Genomic DNA, 23,406 nt, shown 5'->3' with positions numbered 1-23,406 from the left:
AGAATTCCTCCTTACTTGGCGGCCATGCGCAAGGCACCGTCGAGACGGATCACCTCACCGTTGAGCATGCTGTTTTCAATGATATGCCGCACCAGCGCGGCGTACTCGGCGGGTTTGCCCAGGCGTGGCGGAAACGGCACGCCAGCGGCCAGACCGGCCCGTACTTCCTCGCTCATGCCGGCCATCATCGGGGTTTCGAAGATCCCCGGAGCGATGGTCATCACCCGGATGCCGAAGCGTGCCAGCTCACGGGCCACCGGCAGGGTCAGGCTGGCAATGGCGCCCTTGGAGGCGGCATAGGCGGCCTGGCCGATCTGCCCGTCGAAGGCGGCGATGGAGGCGGTGTTGATGATCACCCCGCGCTCGCCCTCGGCATTGGCAGTGCTTTCGGCGATGGCCGCCGCGGCCAGGCGCAACAGGTTGAAACTGCCGATCAGGTTGACGTTGATCACCTGGCTGAAGCTGGCCAAAGCGTGGGGGCCATTCTTGCCGAGGATTTTCTCGCCCCGCACGATACCGGCGCAGTTGACCAGCCCGTTGAGCTTGCCAAAGGCCTTGACCGTGGCCTGCACCGCCGCTTCGGCCGCCGCTTCCTGGCTGATGTCCGCCACCACGCTCTGGCAGCCCAGTTGCTGGGCCTTGGCCGCCACGGCCTCGGCGTTGAGGTCCACCAGCATCACTTTGGCGCCGGCGGCGACGAGCATTTCAGCGCTGGCGGCACCGAGGCCGGACGCACCGCCACTGACGAGAAACACCTGGTTTGCAATGTCCATCATTCAAATCCTGTTCATGCGGTAGCTGTTGACGCCGCGGCCTCTTGAGCCTTGGCGATTTCCTGGTTGCGCAAGATAAAGCGCTGCAATTTGCCGCTGGGGGTTTTCGGCAAGTCGCTGACAAATTCGATTTCGCGGGGGTAGGAATGGGCCGCCAGGCGCTTGCGCACGTGCTGGCGCAACTCCTCGGCCAACTCAGGGGTGGCGCGGTACTGCTCGCTGAGCACCACAAAGGCTTTCACCAGCTCGGTGCGTTCGGGATCGGGCTTGCCTACCACCGCCGCTTCCACCACCGCCGGGTGTTCGATCAGGGCGCTTTCCACATCGAAAGGGCCCACCCGATAGCCGGAGGTGGTGATCACATCATCGCTGCGGCCGACAAAGCTGATGCTGCCGTCCTGGTTCAGCTCCACGGTGTCTCCGCTGAGGTAGTAATCGCCGACAAAGGCCTTGGTCGGCACCCCGGCGTAACCGGCGAACCAGCACATCGGCGACTGCCTGCGGTCGATGGCCAGGATCCCCGGCTGACCGACACCCAGCTCCCGGTACTCTTCGTCCAGCACCACGATGCGGTGGCCCGGCGAGGCAAAGCCGGCGGCGCCGACATGCACCGGGTGGTCCAGGCCGTGGTGGTTGCACAGCACCATGCCCAGCTCGGTCTGGCCGTAGTGGTCGTGGATCACCACGTCCAGCTGCTCGGCGAACCAACGGATCACTTCCGGGTTCAGCGGCTCGCCGGCGCTGCTGACGATGCGCAGGCGGCCCTTGATCGACCGGGCGAACTGGTCGCCACCGGCGATCAGCAGGCGGTAGGCCGTGGGCGAACCAGTGAGGTTGGTGATGCCGTACTTGTTGATCACCCGGCAGGTGCTTTCCAGGGTGAAGGGGCCGTCGTAGAAAGTGATCGGGTGACCCAGGCCCAGGGGCCCGGTGACGCCGAAATAGATGCCATAGGCCCAGCCCGGGTCGGCGACGTTCCAGAAGGCGTCTTCCGGGCGCAGGTCCACGGCGTCGCGGGTGTAGGCCTGGAACGCGACAATGGCCTTGAGCGGCACTTCCAGGGCCTTGGACGGGCCGGTGGTGCCGGAAGTGAACATCAGCAGGAAGGGGTCTTCACCACTGAGCAGCACCGGTTCGCACTGGGCCGGGTACTGTTCCAACTCGGCCCAGAAACTGAAATCGCCGCGCACGATGCCCTGGCCCTTGGCGCCTCCCACTGTGACGACGGTGGGGCAATCGGCGACCTCCAGGAGCTTGGGTCGGTTGACCCCATCGGTGACCACCACCTTGGCCTGGGAACTGTTCAAGCGATGCTCGATGGCCTTGGGGCCAAAGGCAGTGAACAGCGGCTGGTACACCGCGCCGATACGCCAGGTGGCAAGCACCGTGATCAAGAGTTCGACATTGCGCGGCAACAGTCCGGCGACCTTGTCGCCCTTGCCGACCCCCTGGGCCAGGAGGAAGTTGGCCAGGCGTGCGGCCTTGTCCTGCAATTCAGTGAAGGTGTAGGTGGCGCTGCTGCCATCCCGGCCTTCCCAGAACAGCGCGATACGACCAGGCAATGCATGCCGGTCACAACATTCGACACAGGCATTGAGCGCCGACAGCGAGCCTGCAAGGGCGGCGTCGACGGTGTGCTGATAGTTGAACTCTTTGATAGCGGACAGGTAGTTGCGCATTGCCAGAATCCCTCGCTGTTCTTATTAGGATGGGAACCTCATGAAAACCGGGGAAATACTGGCGCCAGAGCCCTCGCGGAACAATGGTCAAAGCTATCAAGTTGCGTGACCGGTTTGGCCAAGCGCCCGCTCCAACAGATCCGGCGAGATGGCCGGATCTGTCGGAGCGGCGCGTGGCTTGCTGGCCCCTTCGCCGGGCAGCCGGCTCCTAAGAGAGGTCCGGGTCGTTGAGGATCAGGCTGCGATAGTGCCCGGGGTTGGAGCCGGACCATTTGCGAAACGCCTTGTAGAACGAGCTGGTGTCGGCAAACCCCAGGCGCCCGGCTATCTCGGCGAAACTCAGTTGCGGCTCCGCCAGCCAGACAATCGCCAGTTCCTTGCGCACGCTGTCCTTGAGGGCCTGGTAGCTCTGGCCCTCTTCCGCCAGGCGCCGGCGCAGGGTCGAGGCGGACATGCACAGGCTCTGGGCCAGGCTTTCACTCTCCGGCCACTGCTCCCCCGGCAATTGCCGCAGTTGCTGCTTGATGCGGCTGGCCAGGCTTTCGGGATCGCGGTATTTCACCAGGATATTGGCCGGGGCATGGGCCAGAAAGCGCTTGAGTTCCGCCTCGCTGCGCTTGATGGGCAGGTCCAGGCAGTCGGCGGCGATGATCATCCGCGTGCGCGGTCGATCAAAGCGCAGGTTGTCGGAGAACATCACCCGGTAGTCGTCGCAGAAATCCGGCTGCGGGCAACGCAGTTCGATGGCCAGGATCGGAATCCGCCGACCCGCCAGCCAGCAGGCCACGCCGTGGACGATCATCCAGTAAGTGAAGTAGGTAAAGGCCCGCCGCGGCTCGTGTTCATCCTCCAGCAGGACGATTTCCGCCAGGCTCTGCTGGTGCACCAGTTGCGCCGGCAGGCGCTCGAACATCAGCGACAGAAAGCCCAGCACCGAGTCCAGCCCCATGGCCAGGGTCGGCTGGGCCATGGCCGAGCGACAGAGAAAGGCCAGGCTGCCGGACTTGAGCTTGCGCGGGTCCATACCGAAGAACTCGTCATCCAGACGCCGAGCCAGCAGCCGCCAGAGCCTAGCGTAAGCGCTGGCCGGGACCCGTGCCCGGCCCTGCTGCAAGCCCGCCGGATCGATGCCGACCTTGTGCAGCACTTCATCGGTGGCCGCGCCCGGAGCGCAGCTTTGCAGCAGCGCCTCACGCACCAGTTGCATGGAGATGGTGTCTTTTTCGGACATCGTGGCCAAGGGTTTCCTGGATCGGGGTTTAGGACGGCCATCTTAGGCAGTGATCGGAAAAATGCCAGTGGGCTTTGGGCTAAGAGTCGCCTCCCGCCCACCTTGAAACCGATACGGATTCGCGGGCTCCGTAGCGGCTTGAACCCGGGGCAAGCCCTGCAAATCGAGACCCGGGCCCTGGCAGCGGCAGCAAAGCAGTGCAAAAAAGTATCAACTCCAGTGTCATGGATGATTTGTCAGCGCCGCGTTTGAGGGCTGTAATCAGCCCACATTCTTCCTCTCTGGCGGAAGACATAACAACAATAACCGTCCTTCTGTCGCCAGCACTGGCGCAGAAGAGGAGTGACCGATGAAACCTTGCACCCAAGCCCTGCTCCTCAGCACCTGCATGACCCTCAGCAGCGTCACCTTCGGCGCCCAGACCCTGACCATCGCCACCGTCAACAACAGCGACATGATCCGCATGCAACGGCTGTCGAAAACCTTCGAGAGCCAGCACCCGGACATCAAGCTCAACTGGGTGGTGCTGGAAGAAAACGTCCTGCGCCAGCGCCTGACCACCGACATCGCCACCCAGGGCGGCCAGTTCGACGTGCTCACCATCGGCATGTACGAAGCCGCACTCTGGGGCGCCAAGGGCTGGCTGCAACCGATGCAGGACCTGCCCGCCGCCTATGACCTGGACGATGTCTTCCCTTCGGTCCGTGAAGGGCTGTCGGTCAAGGGCACCCTCTACGCCCTGCCGTTCTATGCCGAAAGCTCCATGACCTACTACCGCACCGACCTGTTCCAGGCGGCCGGCCTGAGCATGCCGGAGCGGCCGACCTGGGAACAGATCGGCGAATTCGCCGCCAAGCTCAACAAGCCCGAGCAGGAGCAATACGGCCTGTGCCTGCGGGGCAAGGCCGGCTGGGGCGAGAACATGGCCCTGATCACCACCTTGGCCAACAGCTACGGCGCACGCTGGTTCGATGAACAATGGCAGCCCGAGTTCAGCGGGCCAGAATGGAAGAACGCCCTGAGCTTCTATGTCGACAACATGAAGCAGTCCGGCCCGCCCGGGGCCTCCAGCAACGGTTTCAATGAAAACCTGGCGCTGTTCAACAGTGGCAAGTGCGCGATCTGGGTCGACGCCAGCGTCGCCGGCTCCTTTGTCACCGACCAGAGCCAGAGCAAGGTCGCCGAGCAGGTGGGATTCACCTACGCGCCGCACCAGGTCACCGACAAGGGCAGCGCCTGGCTGTACTCCTGGTCCCTGGCGATCCCCGCCAGCTCCAAGGCCAAGGACGCCGCGAAGACCTTCACCACCTGGGCCACCTCCAAGGAATACGCAGCCCTGGTGGCCGAGAAGGACGGCATCGCCAATGTGCCGCCGGGCACCCGCGCCTCCACCTACAGCCAGGCCTACATGAGCGCCGCGCCGTTCGCCCGGATCACCCTGGAATCGCTGAAGGCGGTGGACCCGAGCAAACCGACCCTCAAGCCGGTGCCCTACATCGGCATCCAGCTGGTGACCATTCCCGAGTTCCAGGCCATCGGCACCCAGGTCGGCAAGCTGTTTTCCGCGGCGCTGATCGGCCAGACCACCGTGGACCAGGCCCTGGCAGCCGCGCAGCAGAGCACCGAGCGGGAAATGAAGCGCGCCGGCTACCCGAAATAACCCGGCACGCCTTGTAGGAGCCGGCTGGCCGGCGAAGAGGCCCTTGAGTCTTGCGCAGTGTTCAAGGACGCCTTCGCTGGCACGCCAGCGCCTACGCGCAGCCCGGCCACGCCAGCGCAGTGTCGCGCCCCCTCATACCCAACTGGTTGTGATCCTCATGAATACCTCGACTGCCAAGCTCCATCTGCCAGCGCAGGCGGCCCCCCGCAAGCGTCGCCTGGCCAGCCCCGGCTGGTTCCTGGTCAGCCCCTCGGTGGTGTTGTTGCTGCTGTGGATGATCGTGCCCCTGGGCATGACCCTGTACTTCTCGCTGATCCGCTACAACCTGCTGTACCCCGGTGAAAACCAGTTCGTGGGCCTGGAGAACTTCAGCTACTTCCTCAGCGACTCGGGCTTTGTGCCCGGGGCCACCAACACCCTGTTGCTGGTGGGCAGCGTGCTGCTGATCAGTGTGGTGCTCGGGGTGCTGATCAGTGCCCTGCTGGAGGCTAGCGAATTCCTCGGCCGGGGCATTGTCCGGGTCCTGCTGATCTCGCCGTTCTTCATCATGCCCACGGTGGGCGCGCTGATCTGGAAGAACCTGATTTTCCACCCGGTCTCGGGAATTCTGGCGGCGCTGTGGAAGCTGTTCGGCGCCCAGCCAGTGGACTGGCTGGCCCACTACCCGCTGCTGTCGATCATCATCATCGTCTCCTGGCAGTGGCTGCCGTTCGCCATCCTGATCCTGATGACCGCCATGCAGTCCCTGGACCAGGAACAGAAAGAGGCCGCGCGCCTGGACGGTGCCGGCCCCATCGCGATCTTCTGGCACCTGACCCTGCCCCACCTGGCGCGCCCCATCGCCGTGGTGGTGATGATCGAGACCATCTTCCTGCTCTCGGTGTTCGCCGAAATCTTCACCACCACCAACGGCGGCCCGGGCTACGCCTCGACCAACCTCGCCTACCTGATCTACAACCAGGCGCTGGTGCAGTTCGACGTGGGCATGGCTTCCGCCGGCGGCCTGATCGCTGTGGTCATCGCCAACATCGCCGCGATCATCCTGGTACGGATGATCGGCAAGAACCTGACTGACCAGAGCTGAGGTGCCCGCCATGACCCTGCAACAATCCCGACGCCTGCAAAGCCTGCTACTGGGCACCCTGGCCTGGGCCATCGCGATCCTGATCTTCTTCCCGATCTTCTGGATGGTGCTGACCAGCTTCAAGAGCGAGATCGACGCCTTTGCCACGCCGCCGCAGTTCATCTTCACGCCAACGCTTGAGAACTACCTGCACATCAACGAGCGCAGCAACTACCTGGCCTTCGCCTGGAACTCGGTGGTGATCTCCTTCAGTGCCACCGCTTTGTGCCTGCTGATCGCGGTGCCGGCGGCCTACTCCATGGCCTTCTACGAGACCCGCAACACCAAGCGCACCCTGCTGTGGATGCTCTCCACCAAGATGCTGCCGCCGGTGGGGGTGCTGATGCCCATCTACCTGCTGGCCAAGAGTTTCGGCCTGCTGGACACGCGCATCGCGCTGATCGTGATCTACACCCTGATCAACCTGCCGATCGTGGTGTGGATGGTTTACACCTACTTCAAGGACATCCCCCGGGACATTCTCGAAGCCGCGCGCCTGGACGGCGCGACCCTGGCCCAGGAAATGCTCCGGGTGCTGATGCCCATCGCCAAGGGCGGCCTGGCCTCCACCGCGCTGCTGTCGCTGATCCTGTGCTGGAACGAAGCCTTCTGGTCGCTGAACCTGACCTCCTCCAATGCCGCCCCGCTGACCGCGCTGATCGCCTCCTACTCCAGTCCCGAAGGGCTGTTCTGGGCCAAGCTCTCGGCGGTCTCGACCCTGGCCTGCGCGCCGATCCTGATCTTCGGCTGGATCAGCCAGAAGCAACTGGTGCGCGGCCTGTCCTTTGGCGCGGTGAAGTAACCCTCGAATTCTGGAGACATCCCATGGCTCACCTGAAAATCAGCAACCTGCAAAAAGGCTTCGAAGGCTTCGAGATCATCAAGGGCATCGACCTTGAAGTGAACGACAAGGAATTCGTGGTCTTCGTCGGCCCCTCCGGCTGCGGCAAATCCACCCTGCTGCGGCTGATCGCCGGGCTGGAGGAAGTCAGCGACGGCAGCATCGAACTGGACGGGCGCGACATCACCCAAGTCAGCCCGGCCAAGCGCGACCTGGCCATGGTGTTCCAGACCTACGCCCTGTACCCGCACATGAGCGTGCGCAAGAACATGTCCTTCGCCCTGGACCTGGCCGGGGTCGACAAGGCCCAGGTGCAACAGAAGGTCGACGAGGCGGCGCGCATTCTCGAACTGGGGCCGATGCTCGAACGCAAGCCCAAGCAACTCTCCGGCGGCCAGCGCCAGCGCGTGGCCATCGGCCGGGCCATCGTGCGCAACCCGAAGATCTTCCTGTTCGACGAACCCCTGTCCAACCTCGATGCCGCGCTGCGGGTGCAGATGCGCCTGGAGCTGGCACGCCTGCACCAGGAGCTGCAGGCCACCATGATCTACGTGACCCACGATCAGGTCGAAGCCATGACCCTGGCGGACAAGGTGGTGGTGCTCAACGGCGGCCGGGTGGAACAGGTGGGTTCGCCCCTGGAGCTCTATCACCGCCCGGCCAACCTGTTTGTCGCAGGCTTTCTCGGCACACCGAAGATGGGCTTTCTCAAGGGCAGCGTCAGCCAGGTGGACGGCCAGGGGTGCGAGGTGCAACTGCAGGCCGGAGCGCGCCTGCGCCTGAGCCAAAGCCATCCGCAGCTCAAGGTCGGCAGTCCGGTGACCCTGGGCATTCGCCCCGAACACCTAGAGCTGGGCGAGCCCGGCCCCGGCAGCCTGCCAGTCACCAGCGACGTGGCCGAGCGCCTGGGCAGCGACACCTTCTGTCATGTGCGCAGCACCTGCGGCGAGGCCCTGACCCTGCGCATCCGCGGTGATCTGGCCAGCCGCTGCGGCGAGCAACTGCACCTGCGCCTGGACCCCGAGCACTGCCACCTGTTCGATGCCCAAGGCGTCGCTGTTCCCCGTTCCCTGCGCGCCGCCGCCTGATGGCCGCCGCCCGATTACCGAGAGCCCTTGCATGAAACTCAATCGCTTCAACCTCAGCCAGCTCCCGCCCCAGGTGCAGGTGCCGGCCTACAGTACCGCCGACACCCGCCAGGGCATCGTGCACATCGGCGTCGGCGGTTTTCACCGGGCGCACCAGGCCTACTACACCGACGCCCTGATGAATCAGGGCCAGGGCCTGGACTGGAGCATCTGCGGGGTCGGCCTGCGCGCCGAGGACCGCCGCGCCCGGGACGACCTGGCGGGCCAGGACTGCCTCTACACCCTGTTCGAACTGGGGGACGGCAACGACCACGAAGTGCGGGTGATCGGCTCCATCAGCCAGATGCTGCTGGCCGAAGACGGCCCCCAGGCGCTGATCGACAAGCTGGCCAGCCCAGAGATCCGCATCGTCTCCCTGACCATTACCGAGGGCGGTTACTGCATCGATGACAGCAGCGGCGAGTTCATGCTCCACCTGCCGCAGATCCAGCACGACCTGGCCCACCCCCAGCAGCCACGCACGGTGTTCGGCTTCCTCTGTGCCGCCCTGGCCAAGCGTCGCGCCGCGGGCATTGCGGCTTTCACCCTGATGTCCTGCGATAACCTGCCCCACAACGGCGCCGTGACCCGCAAGGCACTGCTGGCCTTTGCCGCCCGGCGCGACGCCGACCTGCACGACTGGATCGCCACTCAGGTGAGCTTTCCCAATGCCATGGTGGACCGCATCACCCCCATGACCAGCACCGCCCACCGCCTGCAACTGCACGACCAGCACGGCATCGACGATGCCTGGCCGGTGGTGTGCGAGCCCTTTGTGCAGTGGGTCCTGGAAGACCAGTTCGTCAACGGCCGCCCGGCCTGGGAACAGGTGGGCGTGCAGTTCACCGACGACGTCACGCCCTACGAAGAGATGAAGATCAAGCTGCTCAACGGCAGCCACCTGGCCCTGACCTACCTGGGCTTTCTCAAGGGCTACCGCTTCGTCCACGAAACCATGAACGACCCGCTGTTCGTCGCCTACATGCGCGCCTACATGGACCTGGACGTGACCCCGCAACTGGCGCCGGTGCCGGGCATCGACCTGGCGGCCTACAAGGACACGCTGGTCCAGCGCTTTTCCAACCAGGCCATCGCCGACCAGCTGGAGCGGGTGTGCAGCGACGGCTCGTCGAAATTTCCCAAGTTCACCGTGCCCACCCTCAACCGCCTGATCGCCGAGGGCCGCGATACCGAGCGGGCGGCCCTGGTGGTGGCCGCCTGGGCCCTGTACCTGCGGGGCGTGGACGAAAACGGCGTGCGCTACACGATTGCCGATCCACGGGCCGAGTTCTGCCAGGCCCTGGTGGCGGACGACACCCTGCTGACCCAGCGCCTGCTGGGAGTGGAGGAAATCTTCGGCCTGGCGATCCCCAGGTCCGCCGAGTTCGTCGACGCCTTTGAGCGCTGCTTCAACAGCCTGCGCGAGCATGGCGTCAGCCTGACCCTGGAACGCCTGCTGGCCAAGCCAGCGCGTCCAGCGCGGAGCGCAGGATGAAAACAGCCGCCCTGTACCTGGGTCTTGATTGTGGCACCCAGGGCACCAAGGCCCTGATCCTCGACAGCCACAGCGGCGCCGTCCTGGGCCTGGGCGCCGCCCCCCACAGCCTGATCAGCGGCGCCAACGGCCGACGCGAGCAAGACCCCGGGCAATGGCTGCAAGCCTGCATCAGCGCCACCCACCAGGCGTTGCAGGCGGCCGGGGTCGATGGCCGGGAGATTCTTGGCCTTGCGGTCTCCGGCCAGCAGCACGGCCTGGTGCTACTGGATGACCAAGGCCAGGTGCTGCGTCCGGCAAAGCTCTGGTGCGACACCGAAACCGTGGCCGAGAACCAGCGCCTGCTGGATCACCTGGGGGGCGAACAAGGGTCTCTTGAGCGCCTGGGTATCGCCCTGGCGCCGGGGTACACCCTGTCGAAGCTGCTGTGGACCCGGGAACAGCACCCCGCCTTGTTCCAGCGCATCGCCCATATCCTGCTGCCCCACGATTACCTCAACTTCTGGCTGACCGGGCGCTGCTGCAGCGAATACGGCGACGCCTCCGGCACCGGTTACTTCAATGTCCACCGCCGTGACTGGGACCGAGCCCTGCTGGCCCACATCGACCCCGAGGGCCGCCTGGAGCGTGCCTTGCCGGAACTGATCCAGGCCCAGCAGCCGGTGGGACGGATACTGCCGCAGATGGCCGGGCTCCTGGGCATCAACCCCCAGGCCCTGGTGGCCAGCGGCGGTGGCGACAACATGCTCGGGGCCATCGGCACCGGCAATATCGAGCCCGGCATCATCACCCTGAGCCTGGGCTCTTCCGGCACCCTGTATGCCTATGCCGAGCAGCCGCTGGTCAGCCACGCGTCGGTGGCGTCCTTCTGCTCGTCCAGCGGTGGCTGGCTGCCGCTGATCTGCACCATGAACCTGACCAACGCCACCACCCTGGTGCGCCAACTGCTGGAGCTGGACCTGGACAGCTTCAACCGCTTGGCGGGCCAGGCGCCAATCGGCGCCGAAGGCTTGTGCCTGCTGCCGTTCTTCAATGGCGAGCGGGTCCCCGCCCTGCCCCAGGCCCGTGGCAGCCTGCTGGGCATGACCCTGGACAACCTGACCCAGGCCAACCTGTGCCGCGCGGTGCTGGAGGGCACCACCTTCGGCCTGCGCTACGGCCTCGACCTGCTGCGGGCCAATGGCTTGCAAAGCCAGAGCATCCGCCTGATCGGCGGCGGCTCAAAAAGTCCGCTATGGCGGCAAATGGTCGCCGATATCATGCACACCCCGGTGATCTGCACCCGTGAAGCCGAAGCCGCCGCCCTGGGTGCGGCGATCCAGGCGGCCTGGTGCCATGGACGGCAGACGGACCCGGCCTTTAGCCTGGCGCAACTCTGTGAACGCTGCGTAAGCCTCGACCTCGACAGCCAGACCTGGCCCCAGGCCGAACAGGTGAAGGCCTACGAGCCGGCGTATGCGCGCTATCAACAGCATCTGGCAACCCTTTGAAGAGCGAATGACTATGTATCTGGTGTGTGGCGAAGCGCTGTTCGATTGTTTCAGCGTCGATGACGCAAGTACCCAAGCCAATAAAGTGCAGTTCCAGGCTATTGCCGGGGGCTCGCCCTTCAACGTGGCGCTGGGCCTGCGTCGCCTGGGCATTGACGTGGCCCTGCTGGCCGGGCTGTCCCGGGATTACCTGGGCCAACGCCTGCGACGGGTACTGCAGGACGAAGGGGTCAACACCCGATACCTGCAGGAGTTCGACGCCCCCACCACCCTGGCCATGGTGGCGGTTGGCGCCGACGGCTCGCCCCACTACAGCTTCCGTGGCGAAGGCTGTGCCGATCGCCAGCTTCTGCAGGAGCACCTGCCGGAGCTGGACCCGAGCGTGCGCGGCTTGCACATCGGCTCGTTTTCCCTGGTGGTGCAGCCGATTGCCGACACCCTGCTGGCCCTGGTGCTTCGCGAGCGGGGGCGGCGCCTGATCAGTCTCGATCCCAATGTGCGACTCAACCCGCAGCCGGATATCCAGCTGTGGCGCCAGCGTATCGGTGAACTGGTGCAGCATGCCGACCTGATCAAGGTCAGCGACGAGGACCTGGCCCAGTTGTATCCCGGGCAGGCGCCCGAGGAACTGATCCAGGGCTGGCTGCAAGAGCATGCGCAGTTGGTGTTCCTGACCCGTGGCAGCCAGGGCGCCACAGTATTCAGTGCACGGCATGGCAGCTGGTCGGTGGCCTCGCCCCAGGTGCAGGTGGCCGACACCGTGGGCGCCGGTGACACCTTCCAGGCGGCGTTGATCGCCTGGCTCACCGAACAGGGCCTGGACTCGCCTCAGGGCCTGGGGCAACTGCCCCCTGCCCAGATCGACAGCCTGCTGCGATTTGCCGTCCAGGCCGCGGCGCTGACCTGCACCCGCACCGGCCCGGACCTGCCCTACCGCCATCAACTGCAACCGCTATAGAAGCCGGCTTGCCGGCGAAGAGGCCCGTCAGCCTTGCGCCGATTCGGGCGACGCCTTCGCCGGCAAGCCAGTTCCTACAACATTCAGCGCCACCGTGGTGCTTTTCCTGGGCCTTGGTCAGAGCAACGAGAAGTTGTAGCTGACGATCAGGCGGGTCTCGTCCATGTCACGGGCGATCTTCTGGTAGTTGCTGCGGTAAGTGGCGTTACGCAGGCGCAGGCTCACGTCCTTGAAGGTGCCGCTCTGCACCACGTACTTGAGCTCGCTGTCGCGCTCCCACTCGCGACCTTCACGCAGGCTGCCCGGCACCTTGATGTGGTCACCGCTGACGTACCGGGTCAGGAAGCTCAAGCCATTGAGGCCGAGCGCCTTGAAGTCGTAGTCGTAGCGCAGTTGCCAGGAACGTTCCTGGATCGCGGCGAAGTCGTTGACCTGGACGTAGTTCACCAGGTACGGGTTGCTGCCATCCAGGTAGGGCATCGAGTTGTCGCCATACATGCGCTGCCAGCCGGCACTGAACACATGGCCGCCCAGGCTGTAGCCCAAGAGGGTGCTCAAGGCACGGTTATCGATGCTGCCGGCGCGCTCGGCGCCACTGTCGGCGCTCTTGAGCAGGCGCAAGTCGCCCTTCAATACCCCGGGCCCCAGCGGCTGGTTGGCCAACAGGCCGACAAAATGCTGGCGGTAGATGTCTTCCAGCTCGGCGTAGTGGTACTGGCCGGTCAGGCGCTCATTGAACTGGTAGTCCACGCCGTAGGTGTCGAAGTGGTCCGCGGTGGTGTTGCAGGCATAGCGCTTGTTCTTGCAGTGCACGCGAATGTCCTGGGCATCGGTGGAATCCCGGGCGGTGTAGCGGTTCAAGCGCGCAGCCGTCAGGGTCAGGCCCTTGACCTCCTTGGACGTGAGCACGGCACCGTTGAACATCGTCGGCAGCAGGCGTCCGTCGTTGTACTTGAGCAATGGCAGGTCCGGCAGTTGCGCACCGTATTTGAACACCGTCCGGGACATTCGCACCTTGGCGGTCAAGCCCAGCTTGGCGTACTGATCCGCAGAACCCCGTGGGTCGTGTCCGCTGGAAGGCAAGAGACCACTGTTGCTGCGGTCAGGGCTGGAATCCAGCTTGATACCCAACATGCCCAAGGCATCCAGGCCAACACCCACGGTGCCTTCGGTGTAGCCCGATTGCAGGTTGAGGATGAAACCCTGGGCCGACTCTTCACGCTTGGAAGCCCCCTGATCAGTGCGGGTGTGACCGTCGCGAAAGTCCCGATTGAAGTAGACCGTGCGTGACTCCAGCTTGGCGCTGCTGTCCTCGACAAAACCACCGGCCTGGGCCAGCGGGGCAAATCCTGCGCACAGGACGACAGCTCCGAGGCCCAGGAGTGGGCACGGATTGAGTAACGCAAAAGGGGGACGCATGAACGGGCTCCAGCAGAAAATCAGTGACGCGAGGTAAAGAAAGACCCAGGTGAAATCCATCCCGCGAATCAAAAGTCGCAGGCTGAATTGATTGAATCAATGAAGGTCGGCAATGATGGCAGATGGCCCGCCCTGCCCCCAACCCGACTTTAGTCTGACTCCCCCAGTCGCCGCGACTGCACTCACTGCCCACGCCGTCGAACAGCCATAACCAGCAGAAAAGCTGTCAATTTTGGCAAATTTCAGCACGATAAGACCGGTCAAAAAACCTGACTAAATAATCAGAAAACCACCTGACCAAGACAACGCGGTAGTCAATAGTGGCGAAAAAGCATCATATTTTTTACGTTTTTACCTACCGTTCGTCGGTTTTATTATTCTTTCTGAACAACTGATCAAGTATTTGACGCTTTCCATTATGACCATCATTAATCAATCTAACCTATTGTATTAAAAGGATTTGTTATCAATAAAAGATTCGCCGAAAACGCCAGCGTCATTTATGCATCACTGCAAAACGTCAATTAACCGTCTCAACCTTATGATAGTGTCAAAAAAAGAGCGTGATAGCGGCCATGTGCCACACGCCTTTTTCAGAAGGTGAGGCATGCCCTCACCCAACACTCATCATGGACGAGGTCGTTCCCTTGGAAGTCAGCGTTTTTGGTACTGGCTATGTTGGCCTGGTGCAAGCAGTTGCCCTCGCCGATGTCGGGCATAACGTGGTCTGTGTCGATATCGACAGCCATAAGATTGCCCAGCTGCAACGTTCCATTCCTCCGATTCACGAGCCGGGTCTGGCGACCCTGATCGAAGAGAATCAAAAGGCCGGCCGACTGCACTTCACCACCCAGGCCAGCGATGCAGTGGGCCATGGCCAGGTGATTTTCATCGCAGTCGGCACGCCCTCCAACGAAGACGGCTCGGCGGACCTGGACCATGTCCTGGCAGTGGCCCGCAACATTGCCAGTCTGATGCACAGCGACAAGACCCTGGTGATCAAATCCACCGTACCGGTGGGTACTGCTGACCTGGTGATCGAGACGGTCGCCGAACAACTGGCGGACCTGGGCAAGTCCCAACTGCGGGTGCACGTGGCCTCCAATCCGGAGTTTCTCAAGGAGGGCTCGGCGGTGGCCGACTGCATGCGTCCGGACCGGATCGTCGTCGGCTGTTCCCACGAACGGCCCCGCCAGCAGTTGAGCGAGCTGTACGCACCGTTCAACCACAACCATGACCGCCTGATGTTCATGGATAACCGCAGTGCCGAACTGGTCAAGTACGCCGCCAACGCGATGCTCGCCACTCGCATCAGCTTCATGAACGAGATGGCCAACCTGGCGGAGCGCCTGGGGGTGGACATCAATGCTGTGCGCAAAGGCATCGGCGCCGACCCGCGCATCGGCTACCACTTCATTTACCCCGGCGCCGGTTTCGGCGGCTCGTGCTTCCCCAAGGACCTGCGGGCGCTGATCCACACCGCGGAAAGCCACGGGCTGGAGCCGCACATGCTCAAGACCGTGCGTGACGTCAATGAACAGCAGCGCCATGTGCTGTTTCGCAAGCTCAAGGCGCACTTGGGGGACAACCTCAAGGGCAAGGTCATTGCGTTGTGGGGGCTGGCCTTCAAGCCCAACACCGATGACATGCGCGAAGCCACCAGCCGCTACCTGATGGAAGCGCTGTGGCAGGCCGGGGCCAAGGTCCATGCCTATGACCCGGAAGCCATGACCGAATGCCGACGGCTGTACGGCTACCGCGACGACCTGCAGCTGTGCGCAACCCGTGACGACACCCTGCAAGGCGCAGACGCCCTGGTGATCTGCACCGAGTGGAAAGCCTTTCGCGTGGTGGACTTCAAGCTGCTGCACGACACCCTCAACGATCGCCTGATCGTCGACGGCCGCAACCTGTACAACCCGCAACAGGCAGCGGACGCCGGCCTGCATTACCTGAGCATCGGCCTGCCCTACCGCGTACCGGAGGCGCTGCGCGCATGAATATCCTGATCACCGGGGCCGCCGGTTTCATCGGCGCCCATACCGCACTGCGCTTGCTCAAGGATGGGCATCAGGTCACCGGACTGGATAATTTCAACGACTACTACGACCCCCAGCTCAAGCGCGACCGGGTGCGCTGGGTCGAACAGCAAGTGGGACACTTCCCCCTGCAACGCCTGGACCTGGCGGACAGCGAGGGCCTGGAGCGGCTGTTCGCCGAAGTCCGGCCCCAGGTGGTGATCAACCTCGCCGCCCAGGCCGGGGTGCGCTACTCCCTGGAAAACCCCAAGGCCTACCTGGACAGCAACCTCTCAGGCTTCCTCAACCTGCTGGAAATGTGCCGGCGCTACCCGGTGGAGCACCTGATCTACGCCTCATCGAGCTCGGTGTACGGGGCCAACCAGCAAACGCCGTACAAGGTCAGCGACAACGTCGACCACCCGCTGTCGCTGTACGCGGCGAGCAAGAAAGCCAACGAACTGATGGCCCACAGTTACAGCCACCTGTTCGGGGTGCCGGCCACCGGCCTGCGCTTCTTCACCGTCTACGGTCCCTGGGGCCGGCCGGACATGTCGCCGATCCTGTTCGCCGACGCCATCAGCCAGGGCCGGCCGTTGAAGCTGTTCAACTACGGCCTGCACCAGCGCGACTTCACCTATGTCGACGACATCGTCGAGTCCCTGGTACGCCTGCTGGGCAAGCCGCCGGTGCGCGACCCGCTGTGGGACCGCGAACAACCGGACCCGTCCACCAGCATGGCGCCCTGGCGGCTGTTCAATATCGGCGGCCAGCGCCCAGTGGAACTCAAGGAGTACGTGGCAACCCTGGAAAAGCTCCTCGGACGCCAGGCCCAGGTGGAGTACCTGCCCCTGCAGCCCGGTGACGTGCTCAACACCTGCGCCGACGTCAGTGCCCTGGAAAACCTCACCGGCTTCGGCCCCCAGGTGACCCTGGAAGAGGGCCTGAAGCACTTCGTCCAGTGGTACCTGAGCTACTACCCGGGCGGCGCGTCCTGAGCCCACGCCCCTGGGCGTTTTTACCCAACCTTTGCTATGGAAGTATTCCCGGTGGATATGGAAAGACCCTTCTCATTGCCTGCAACCGAGGTGCCGGCGCCTGCTCGCATCGACCGGCGCAACGATCCGTTCCGGCGCAAAGTCCAGGCCGCCATCGAGCTGCAACAGCATGGCTGGATCAGTGGCCGCGACGGCGGCCGACCCTGGACCCTGTCACGCAGCAAGCGCCTGACCTCGGCGCTGCTGGCGGCGACGCTGCTGGTGCTGCTGTCACCGGTGCTGTTGACGGTCGCGCTGTTGATCAAGCTCAGCAGCCCCGGGCCGGTGTTCTTCGTCCAGTTGCGCACCGGTTTTCGTGGCCGGCGCTTCGGCATGTACAAATTCCGCACCATGGTGGTCAACGCCGAAGCCTTGAAGGACTCGGTGCGCCACCTGAACAAGCACGGCCCGGATTCGGTGGACTTCAAGATCGACCGCGACCCGCGGATCACCGGCATCGGCGGTTTCCTGCGGCGCACCAGCCTCGACGAATTGCCGAACCTGATCAACGTGGTACTCGGCCAGATGCGCATCGTCGGCCCGCGTCCGACCTCGTTCCACGCCCAGACCTACAAGGAACACCACCTCGGACGCCTGAGCATCTACCCCGGGATCACCGGCCTGTGGCAAGTGTCCGGACGCAGCGACGTGGACTTCGACGGTCGGGTCACCCTCGACATGACCTACATCTTCCAGCAGAGCCCCTGGCTCGACCTGAAGATCCTGATCAAAACCCCTTTCAAGGTCCTCAATGGCCATGGAGCAAGTTGAAATGGCGGCAGCAACCCTAGCCAGTCTGAAGATCCAGCGTCCCAGCGAAAGCAACCTGGCAGTGACCGTGCTCGACCGCGAGCTGCGGGTGATCCTGCTGACGGCGGCCAACCGCAACAGCGGCATCACCAGCAGCAGCCTGAGCATGGCCAGCGAACTGGCGCGCACCAGCCGCGGCCGGGTCCTGCTGGTGGACACCAGCCTTTCGGACAACAGCCTGACCCGGCGCCTGGACCTGGGCGAACGCCCGGGCTTTCTCGACCTGGCCCTGGCCGATACCCCGCCGCTCCTGGCGCAGTGCATCGAAAGCAGCGATGAACTGGGCTTCGATTTCCTGCCCCTGGGCCGCCGCCAGCAATACGCCGAGCGCCTGACCCCGGAACTGCTGCAGGAACTGTTGCAGGCCCTGGCCGCGGACTATCGCTTCGTGATCATCGACGGCGATCCGGTGTACAGCAGCGGCGACATCCTCACCCTGAGCACTCAGGTGGACGGCGTGGTGCTGGTGGTACGCAGCGAGGAAACCCGCTGGGAAGTGGCCCAGGCCGCGGCGCAGCGCTTGATCCAGGCCGAGGCGAAGCTGATCGGCAGCGTGTTCAACGCCCGCAAGTACTACATGCCCAAGTGGGTTTATGACCGTCTCTGACCGGCACAAGGACCGTGTAACCATGAACAAGCCAAGACTCTCCCTGCTGGGCCTGTCGTTGCTGGCCGCCCTCGGCGGCTGCGTCAACCGCGAGCCGCAGCAGATGCCGGTGCAGATCCTCAGCGCCCCGGCCGACCAGGCCCAGCTCACCGAGGTCATGCCCATCGAACAGGTGCTGCGCCCGCAGGACGTGCTCGATGTGATCTTCCATATCGGCACCACCAGCCAGCAGCCGTATCGGGTGCAGCCCGGCGATCAGGTGGACGTGAGCTTCCTCACTGCCCCGGAACTGGGGGGCAGCAAGCTGGTGCTGCCCGACGGCAGCATCGACATGCCCTACGTGGGCAATCTCCAGGTCGCCGGGCTGTCCGCCGAACAGGCGCGCCAGGCCCTGGAAGCCCAGTACGCCAAGGTGCTGAAGAAGCCGCAGATCACCTTCTCGATCTCCCACGCCATGGCCCAGCTGGACAACCTGCGCACCAGCCTGACCAACCCGGCCACCGGCCTGAGCCGGGAGATCGTGGTGGGTTCCGATGGCCGCGCCAGCTTCCCGCTGCTGGGCAGCCTGTCCTTGCAGGGCAAGAGCCTCAGTGAGCTGCAGACCCTGATCAACCAGCGCTACGCCAAGGAAGTGGGCCAGGTCAGCGTCGACGTGCTGCTCAAGACCACCGCCGCCAACGAAGTGTTCGTGATGGGCGAAGTCGGCCAGCCCGGGGCCTACCCGATCCGCCGGCCGATCTCGGTGCTTGAAGCCCTGACCCTGGCCAAGGGCGCCGGACCCACCGCGCGCCTGGACTCGGTGGTGATCATGCGGCGCAAGGGCAATCAGGTCGAAGCCCGGGTCTATGACGCCGATGCGGCGCTGGACGGCAAGGCCCTGCAGTTCGCCTACCTGCAACCGGACGACATGCTCTACGTGCCCAAGACCCGCCTGGCCAAGGCCGGGGCCCTGAGCAAGCAGCTGGCGGACGTGATCATGTTCCAGGGTGTCGGGTTCAGCTTCGGCTACCGCGTCGACAACAAAGAAACGAACAACAACTGAGTTCCCTCTTGATGACCAAGATCGAAAACTACCTGCACGAGTTTTTGCTCGTGTTCTTTGTCAATCGACGCCTGATCAAGCGGGTGTTCCTCGGTTTCGCCCTGATTGCGCTGGTGCTGCCGCTGGTGCTCAAGCAGAGCTTCGAGATCACCGCCGAAGTCATTGTGCAGTCCAAGAAACTGTCGCAGACCGACGCCAACACCGTGCTTACCCCGGACAGCGACAAGTTCATCCCGCCGTCCCTGGCGGACATGGAGACCGAGAGCAATATCCTGCGCTCGCCGACCCTGATTCGCGACACCATCGACCAGCTGCGCCGCGAAGGCCAGTTCGGCGGTAGCGAAGGCCTGTTGACCCGGCTGATCTTCAAGCCCATCCGCAATGGCCTGATCGATCCGCTGCGCAACCATGTGATCAACCCGGTACGCGGTTTCTTCGGCCTGGCCGTGGACCCGGTGCGTGACACCAGCCTGGATGCCTTCACCGATCAGGCGGTCAAGGACCTGAAGATCGGCACCCTGCCCGGCTCCAATGTGATCTCCATCGTCTACGCCAGCCCCAATGCCGCCGAAGGCACGCGCTTCGTCGAGCGCCTGCTGGCCAACTACCTGAAGAACCGCCAGGACCTGCAATCCAACGAACTGCCCGAAGCCTTCTACGAGCAGAAGAAGGCCCAGTACCAGTCGCGCCTGGATGACCTGGAAGGCAAGCGCCAGGCCCTGCTGGAAGCGGCCCATGCCTCCGACCCCAAGGAAGAGATCACCTTCCGCCTCAATGCCATCAACACCGAGGAACAGTCCCTCAACGGCTACCGCGACCAGGCCCTGGAGAACCAGCGCCGCCTGGATTACCTGCAGAAGAACCTGAGCGCCGCACGCAAGGCCGGCATCACCGACTACACCTTCCCCTTCGCCTTCGCCAACACCGTGGACAACGTTGCCTACGAAGACCGCGAGATCAAGCAACTGGGCGAACAACTGACCAATCTGGTCAGCCAGTACGGCACCACCGCCGACACCTACCGCGCCGACAGCGTGCCGATGCAGCAGCAGCGCGAGCAGATCGTGCGGGCCCGGGCGCAGTTCCTCAAAGTGGTGGAAAACCGTGTTCGCGAGCGCAGCAGCGACCTGCAGATCACCCAATCGGTGATCGCGCAGAAAACCGCGCGCATCAACGACTACAAGGCCCGGGTCCGCGACCTGCAGGAAGTGCTGAGCAAGCTGCGCCAACTGGACACTGAAATCGACGCCTTGCACAAAGCCTTCTTCACCTACACCCAGCGCTACGAAGAGAGCCGCGGCGAGCGCCTGATCAGTGGCGAGCTGTCCAACGCCCGGGTGCTCAGCCAGCCTTACGAACCCAGCGAAGCGGCCTTTCCCAAGCCGATGCTGATCATTCCCCTGGGCCTGCTCACCGGCCTGCTGCTGGCGATTGCCCTGGGTTATGTCTACGAGTTCTTCGATCACCGCTTCAAGCACCCGGCCCAGGTCAGCGATCACCTTGGCCTGCCGGTGCTGATGGTGCTCAACGCGGTTGAAGAGCAACAGGTCAATCCCTATCCACGCTGGACCTGGCGCTGGGCCTGGTATTGGGCCAAACAGTGAACGACCTGAGCCTGGCCGCACAGCCTATCGTGCACCTGATCCACAGCGGCGGCTTCTATGGCGCCGAACGCATGCTGCTGGATCATTGCCGGATCACTCCGGGACAGCATCGGGTGGTGTTCATCAATGCCCCGCAGAGCTTGCTGCAGCGGTTCAACGAGGCCGGAGTGCCAAGCCATAACTGCCACTGTTTGAAGGCGCTGCTGGCCCATCTGCGGCAGCAGCCCGGCCTGCTCAACGCCCACAACTTCAAGGCCCAGGTGTTCGCCTGGGTCTGTGCCCGGCGCCTGCAACTGCCCCTGGTGCTGACCCAGCACGGCTTCACGCCGCGCAGCCTGAAACAGAAGCTCTACACCTGGATCAGCCTGCGCCTGTGCCGCAGCCCTCAGGTGCGCCGGGTGGCCTGTGTGGCCCAAAGCATTGCCCAGTTGCACCGCCAGGCCGGCGTGGCCGAGGGCAAGCTGCGGGTCATTCCCAACGGCCTGCCCGAGCCCAAGCGGGTGCTGCCGGTGAACCAGGAAGGGCCGCCGCTGCGGGAGGCCGAAATACGCCGCGACGAGATGGAGCCGATGGTGGGCTTCGTCGGACGCCTGAGCGCGGAAAAGGGCCCGGACCTGTTTCTCGACGCACTGATCAGCCTGTGCCGGCAGCGCCCCACGCTCAAGGCGGTGCTGCTCGGTGATGGCGAACAGAACCAGGCCCTGCGCCAGCGCATCGACGCCGCCGGGCTGTCGCTGCGCATTCTGTTGCCCGGTTACCAGCAGGACATGCAGCCCTGGCTCAAGCGCTTGAATGTGCTGGTGCTCAGTTCGCGCACCGAAGGCACGCCGATGATCCTGCTGGAAGCCATGCAGGCCGGCACCCCGGTGGTGGCCTTTGCCGTCGGCGGCATTCCCGATGTCCTGCAACACCGGCAGAACGGTTTGCTGGCCAAGCCCCTGGACAGCGTTGACCTGGAGCGGCGCATCGGCCAATTGCTGGATCAGCCGGCCCTGGCCGAGGAACTGGCCCAGGCCGCCCGCGTCACCCAGCGCAAGCACTATCACCTGCCCACCCTGGCCCGCAGTTGGGATGAGCTGTATCGCCTGGCCAGGGAGAGCACCCCGGTATGATCGCCGCCCCGTTTCTCGGCCTCCTGCTGGGCCTGGCCAGCCTGCTGCTGCTCGCCAGCCCCTGGCCGTTTCTGGCGCCGCTGGTGGTGGTCGGGCTGGTGGGCCTGGCCCTGCTCTATCGCCGTCCGGGTTGGGGCCTGCTGGGCATCTGCGCCCTGGTGCCCTTCGAGGGCCTGTTCAAGGACAGCGCGTTCTCCGGGGCCAAGCTGCTGGGGGCCTCGCTGATCCTGATCATGCTGTTCAAGCTGCTGTTGCGGCACATCCCCGATACCCGCCTGCGCAGCAACCTGTGGCGGGCCCTGGGGCCGTTCCTGCTGTGCCTGCTGCTGAGCCTGATGTACAGCGAGAACCTGCTGGTGTCCCTGGACAGCCTGCGAGAACTGGCCGTGGGCCTGGTGCTGTTCTTCGTCACCTTGCTGATCGCCCGGGAAACCAACCTGCTGATGCTCTGCCGCCTGCTGGCGGTCAGCGTGGCCATCACCTGCGTGATCGCGCTGATCTCCGCCAAGTATCAGGTCGGCGGCCGGGCCATCGGCCTGCTGCAGGACGCCAACTACTTCGCCCTGCTGATCGCCATGGCGGTGCCGCCGGCGATCCTCCTCGCCCTGCGCTCGCCCCATTGGCCGGGGCGGCTGTTCTGGGTCGGCATCAGCCTGACCCTGATGGCCGGGATGACCAAGACCGACTCGCGCTCCGGCCTGTTGGTGGTGCTGTTCACCATCGCTATTGGCCTGTGGCACTACCGCGACCGGCTCAAGGGCCTGCGGCCCAAGCACCTGGGGTTCGCCATGTTCGCCGTGGCGATCGTCGTGCCCCTGGGCATCGCGGTGCTGCCCGCCGAATACGTGGCGCGAATTCAGTCCCTGAGCATGCTCAAGTCCGGCGCGCATTCGGCGGACACCTCCCTGGGCCGACGGACTTCCTACCTGGTGGTGGGCGGCCAGATGATCCGCGAGAACCCGCTGCTGGGCTCGGGCCTGGGCACCTTCCCGATTCATTACGCGCAGACCGGCTTCGCCAGCAGCTTCTCGGAAAACATGAACGAGCCCGACCTGTTCCGCCGGGCCCACAACACCTACCTGGAACTGTTCAGCGAACTGGGCATTCCCGGCGGCCTGAGCTTCGTGGTGCTGATGCTCATGGGCCTGCGCAACTTCGAGCGGGCGCGCCAGGGCTTCCTCGCCCGGGGCCAGCGTGAACAGGCGGACATCGCCACCCACCTGGGCCTGAGCCTGTTGGCCATGGCGCTGTTCCTGCTGTTTCTCAGCGCGCCGAACCACAAGTACCTGTGGATCTTCCTGGCCCTGTCCAGCGTGCTGCGGCTCGAAGCCGAAGAAGATCCGGCGCCCACCTCATAAATGCAAACCTGGCCAAGGGAGG

19 protein-coding genes are annotated in these 23,406 nt (G+C 64.2%); 15 read left to right on the top strand and 4 right to left on the bottom strand.

Annotated features, from left to right (window positions below):
- Positions 1-11: 11 nt before the first annotated feature.
- The 3 genes from PQT43_RS12120 to PQT43_RS12110 form a co-directional block, all read right to left on the bottom strand.
- The gene (locus PQT43_RS12120) at positions 12-773 is read right to left on the bottom strand and encodes an SDR family NAD(P)-dependent oxidoreductase (protein ID WP_123390772.1); all 762 of its coding nucleotides are present in this window, start codon (positions 771-773) and stop codon (positions 12-14) included.
- Positions 774-787: 14 nt separating this feature from the next.
- Positions 788-2,452 carry an AMP-binding protein gene (locus PQT43_RS12115; RefSeq protein ID WP_102879294.1) on the bottom strand — a complete coding sequence of 555 codons (1,665 nt, stop codon included), beginning with the start codon at positions 2,450-2,452 and terminating at the stop codon, positions 788-790.
- Positions 2,453-2,660: 208 nt separating this feature from the next.
- Entirely contained in the window at positions 2,661-3,683 is a 1,023-nt protein-coding gene (locus tag PQT43_RS12110) for an AraC family transcriptional regulator (RefSeq protein WP_102863555.1), read from the bottom strand.
- A 388-nt stretch (positions 3,684-4,071) separates the two neighbouring features.
- On the opposite strand from PQT43_RS12110, the gene PQT43_RS12105 reads away from it, so the two are divergent.
- The 7 genes from PQT43_RS12105 (at position 4,072) to PQT43_RS12075 (ending at position 12,377) form a co-directional block, all read left to right on the top strand.
- Entirely contained in the window at positions 4,072-5,343 is a 1,272-nt protein-coding gene (locus tag PQT43_RS12105; protein WP_272754142.1) for an ABC transporter substrate-binding protein, read from the top strand.
- Positions 5,344-5,500: 157 nt separating this feature from the next.
- Positions 5,501-6,427 (top strand): carbohydrate ABC transporter permease, encoded by a 927-nt coding sequence (locus tag PQT43_RS12100; protein WP_253085532.1) that lies wholly within the window; start codon positions 5,501-5,503, stop codon positions 6,425-6,427.
- A 10-nt stretch (positions 6,428-6,437) separates the two neighbouring features.
- Positions 6,438-7,268, top strand: a complete 831-nt coding sequence (locus PQT43_RS12095; RefSeq protein WP_102863552.1) for a carbohydrate ABC transporter permease — start codon at positions 6,438-6,440, stop codon at positions 7,266-7,268.
- Positions 7,269-7,291: 23 nt separating this feature from the next.
- Positions 7,292-8,395 carry an ABC transporter ATP-binding protein gene (locus PQT43_RS12090; RefSeq protein WP_102879290.1) on the top strand — a complete coding sequence of 368 codons (1,104 nt, stop codon included), beginning with the start codon at positions 7,292-7,294 and terminating at the stop codon, positions 8,393-8,395.
- 31 nt (positions 8,396-8,426) lie between these two features.
- Complete coding sequence (locus PQT43_RS12085; RefSeq protein WP_253085531.1) at positions 8,427-9,929, top strand: mannitol dehydrogenase family protein; 1,503 nt, start codon at positions 8,427-8,429, stop codon at positions 9,927-9,929.
- Positions 9,926-11,419 carry a xylulokinase gene (gene xylB / locus PQT43_RS12080; protein ID WP_253085530.1) on the top strand — a complete coding sequence of 498 codons (1,494 nt, stop codon included), beginning with the start codon at positions 9,926-9,928 and terminating at the stop codon, positions 11,417-11,419. The genes PQT43_RS12085 and xylB overlap by 4 nt, the downstream gene beginning before the upstream one ends.
- A gap of 13 nt (positions 11,420-11,432) precedes the next feature.
- Complete coding sequence (locus tag PQT43_RS12075; RefSeq protein ID WP_253085537.1) at positions 11,433-12,377, top strand: carbohydrate kinase family protein; 945 nt, start codon at positions 11,433-11,435, stop codon at positions 12,375-12,377.
- 117 nt (positions 12,378-12,494) lie between these two features.
- Here the strand turns inward: PQT43_RS12075 and PQT43_RS12070 are convergent, their stop codons facing one another.
- Positions 12,495-13,796, bottom strand: coding sequence for an OprD family porin (locus tag PQT43_RS12070; RefSeq protein WP_123391138.1), 1,302 nt, complete (start codon positions 13,794-13,796; stop codon positions 12,495-12,497).
- Between the two features lie 647 nt (positions 13,797-14,443).
- On the opposite strand from PQT43_RS12070, the gene PQT43_RS12065 reads away from it, so the two are divergent.
- Genes PQT43_RS12065 through PQT43_RS12030 form a run of 8 tightly spaced genes read left to right on the top strand, consistent with a single transcriptional unit; the run spans position 14,444 to position 23,384 of the window.
- Positions 14,444-15,796, top strand: a complete 1,353-nt coding sequence (locus PQT43_RS12065) for a UDP-glucose dehydrogenase family protein (RefSeq protein WP_110653237.1) — start codon at positions 14,444-14,446, stop codon at positions 15,794-15,796.
- Entirely contained in the window at positions 15,793-16,812 is a 1,020-nt protein-coding gene (locus tag PQT43_RS12060; RefSeq protein ID WP_102879285.1) for an NAD-dependent epimerase, read from the top strand. Before PQT43_RS12065 ends, PQT43_RS12060 begins: the two co-directional genes overlap by 4 nt.
- A gap of 57 nt (positions 16,813-16,869) precedes the next feature.
- Complete coding sequence (locus tag PQT43_RS12055) at positions 16,870-17,622, top strand: sugar transferase (RefSeq protein ID WP_102879284.1); 753 nt, start codon at positions 16,870-16,872, stop codon at positions 17,620-17,622.
- A gap of 1 nt (position 17,623) precedes the next feature.
- A complete protein-coding gene (locus tag PQT43_RS12050; protein WP_102863544.1) occupies positions 17,624-18,268 on the top strand; it encodes a CpsD/CapB family tyrosine-protein kinase in 645 nt (214 codons plus the stop codon).
- Positions 18,269-18,290: 22 nt separating this feature from the next.
- Positions 18,291-19,310 (top strand): polysaccharide biosynthesis/export family protein, encoded by a 1,020-nt coding sequence (locus tag PQT43_RS12045; RefSeq protein ID WP_102879282.1) that lies wholly within the window; start codon positions 18,291-18,293, stop codon positions 19,308-19,310.
- A gap of 11 nt (positions 19,311-19,321) precedes the next feature.
- On the top strand, positions 19,322-20,914 hold the full coding sequence (locus PQT43_RS12040) for a GumC family protein (RefSeq protein ID WP_110597023.1): 1,593 nt from the start codon (positions 19,322-19,324) through the stop codon (positions 20,912-20,914).
- Positions 20,899-22,026, top strand: coding sequence for a glycosyltransferase family 4 protein (locus tag PQT43_RS12035; RefSeq protein ID WP_110653184.1), 1,128 nt, complete (start codon positions 20,899-20,901; stop codon positions 22,024-22,026). Before PQT43_RS12040 ends, PQT43_RS12035 begins: the two co-directional genes overlap by 16 nt.
- A complete protein-coding gene (locus PQT43_RS12030) occupies positions 22,023-23,384 on the top strand; it encodes an O-antigen ligase family protein (RefSeq protein ID WP_170002835.1) in 1,362 nt (453 codons plus the stop codon). The genes PQT43_RS12035 and PQT43_RS12030 overlap by 4 nt, the downstream gene beginning before the upstream one ends.
- Positions 23,385-23,406 lie beyond the last annotated feature (22 nt).

The sequence above is a fragment of the Pseudomonas sp. BLCC-B112 genome, assembly GCF_028550695.1.
Taxonomy (GTDB): domain Bacteria; phylum Pseudomonadota; class Gammaproteobacteria; order Pseudomonadales; family Pseudomonadaceae; genus Aquipseudomonas; species Aquipseudomonas danubii.
This window is presented reverse-complemented; position numbering and strand designations above follow the sequence as displayed.

What these genes read in the sequence shown, in the direction of transcription:
- PQT43_RS12120 (WP_123390772.1), bottom strand. Translation starts at nt 773, where the DNA reads ATGGACATTGCAAACCAGGTGTTTCTCGTCAGTGGCGGTGCGTCCGGC.
- PQT43_RS12115 (WP_102879294.1), bottom strand. Translation starts at nt 2,452, where the DNA reads ATGCGCAACTACCTGTCCGCTATCAAAGAGTTCAACTATCAGCACACC.
- PQT43_RS12110 (WP_102863555.1), bottom strand. Translation starts at nt 3,683, where the DNA reads ATGTCCGAAAAAGACACCATCTCCATGCAACTGGTGCGTGAGGCGCTG.
- PQT43_RS12105 (WP_272754142.1), top strand. Translation starts at nt 4,072, where the DNA reads ATGACCCTCAGCAGCGTCACCTTCGGCGCCCAGACCCTGACCATCGCC.
- PQT43_RS12100 (WP_253085532.1), top strand. Translation starts at nt 5,501, where the DNA reads ATGAATACCTCGACTGCCAAGCTCCATCTGCCAGCGCAGGCGGCCCCC.
- PQT43_RS12095 (WP_102863552.1), top strand. Translation starts at nt 6,438, where the DNA reads ATGACCCTGCAACAATCCCGACGCCTGCAAAGCCTGCTACTGGGCACC.
- PQT43_RS12090 (WP_102879290.1), top strand. Translation starts at nt 7,292, where the DNA reads ATGGCTCACCTGAAAATCAGCAACCTGCAAAAAGGCTTCGAAGGCTTC.
- PQT43_RS12085 (WP_253085531.1), top strand. Translation starts at nt 8,427, where the DNA reads ATGAAACTCAATCGCTTCAACCTCAGCCAGCTCCCGCCCCAGGTGCAG.
- xylB (WP_253085530.1), top strand. Translation starts at nt 9,926, where the DNA reads ATGAAAACAGCCGCCCTGTACCTGGGTCTTGATTGTGGCACCCAGGGC.
- PQT43_RS12075 (WP_253085537.1), top strand. Translation starts at nt 11,433, where the DNA reads ATGTATCTGGTGTGTGGCGAAGCGCTGTTCGATTGTTTCAGCGTCGAT.
- PQT43_RS12070 (WP_123391138.1), bottom strand. Translation starts at nt 13,796, where the DNA reads ATGCGTCCCCCTTTTGCGTTACTCAATCCGTGCCCACTCCTGGGCCTC.
- PQT43_RS12060 (WP_102879285.1), top strand. Translation starts at nt 15,793, where the DNA reads ATGAATATCCTGATCACCGGGGCCGCCGGTTTCATCGGCGCCCATACC.
- PQT43_RS12055 (WP_102879284.1), top strand. Translation starts at nt 16,870, where the DNA reads ATGGAAAGACCCTTCTCATTGCCTGCAACCGAGGTGCCGGCGCCTGCT.
- PQT43_RS12050 (WP_102863544.1), top strand. Translation starts at nt 17,624, where the DNA reads ATGGCGGCAGCAACCCTAGCCAGTCTGAAGATCCAGCGTCCCAGCGAA.
- PQT43_RS12045 (WP_102879282.1), top strand. Translation starts at nt 18,291, where the DNA reads ATGAACAAGCCAAGACTCTCCCTGCTGGGCCTGTCGTTGCTGGCCGCC.
- PQT43_RS12040 (WP_110597023.1), top strand. Translation starts at nt 19,322, where the DNA reads ATGACCAAGATCGAAAACTACCTGCACGAGTTTTTGCTCGTGTTCTTT.
- PQT43_RS12030 (WP_170002835.1), top strand. Translation starts at nt 22,023, where the DNA reads ATGATCGCCGCCCCGTTTCTCGGCCTCCTGCTGGGCCTGGCCAGCCTG.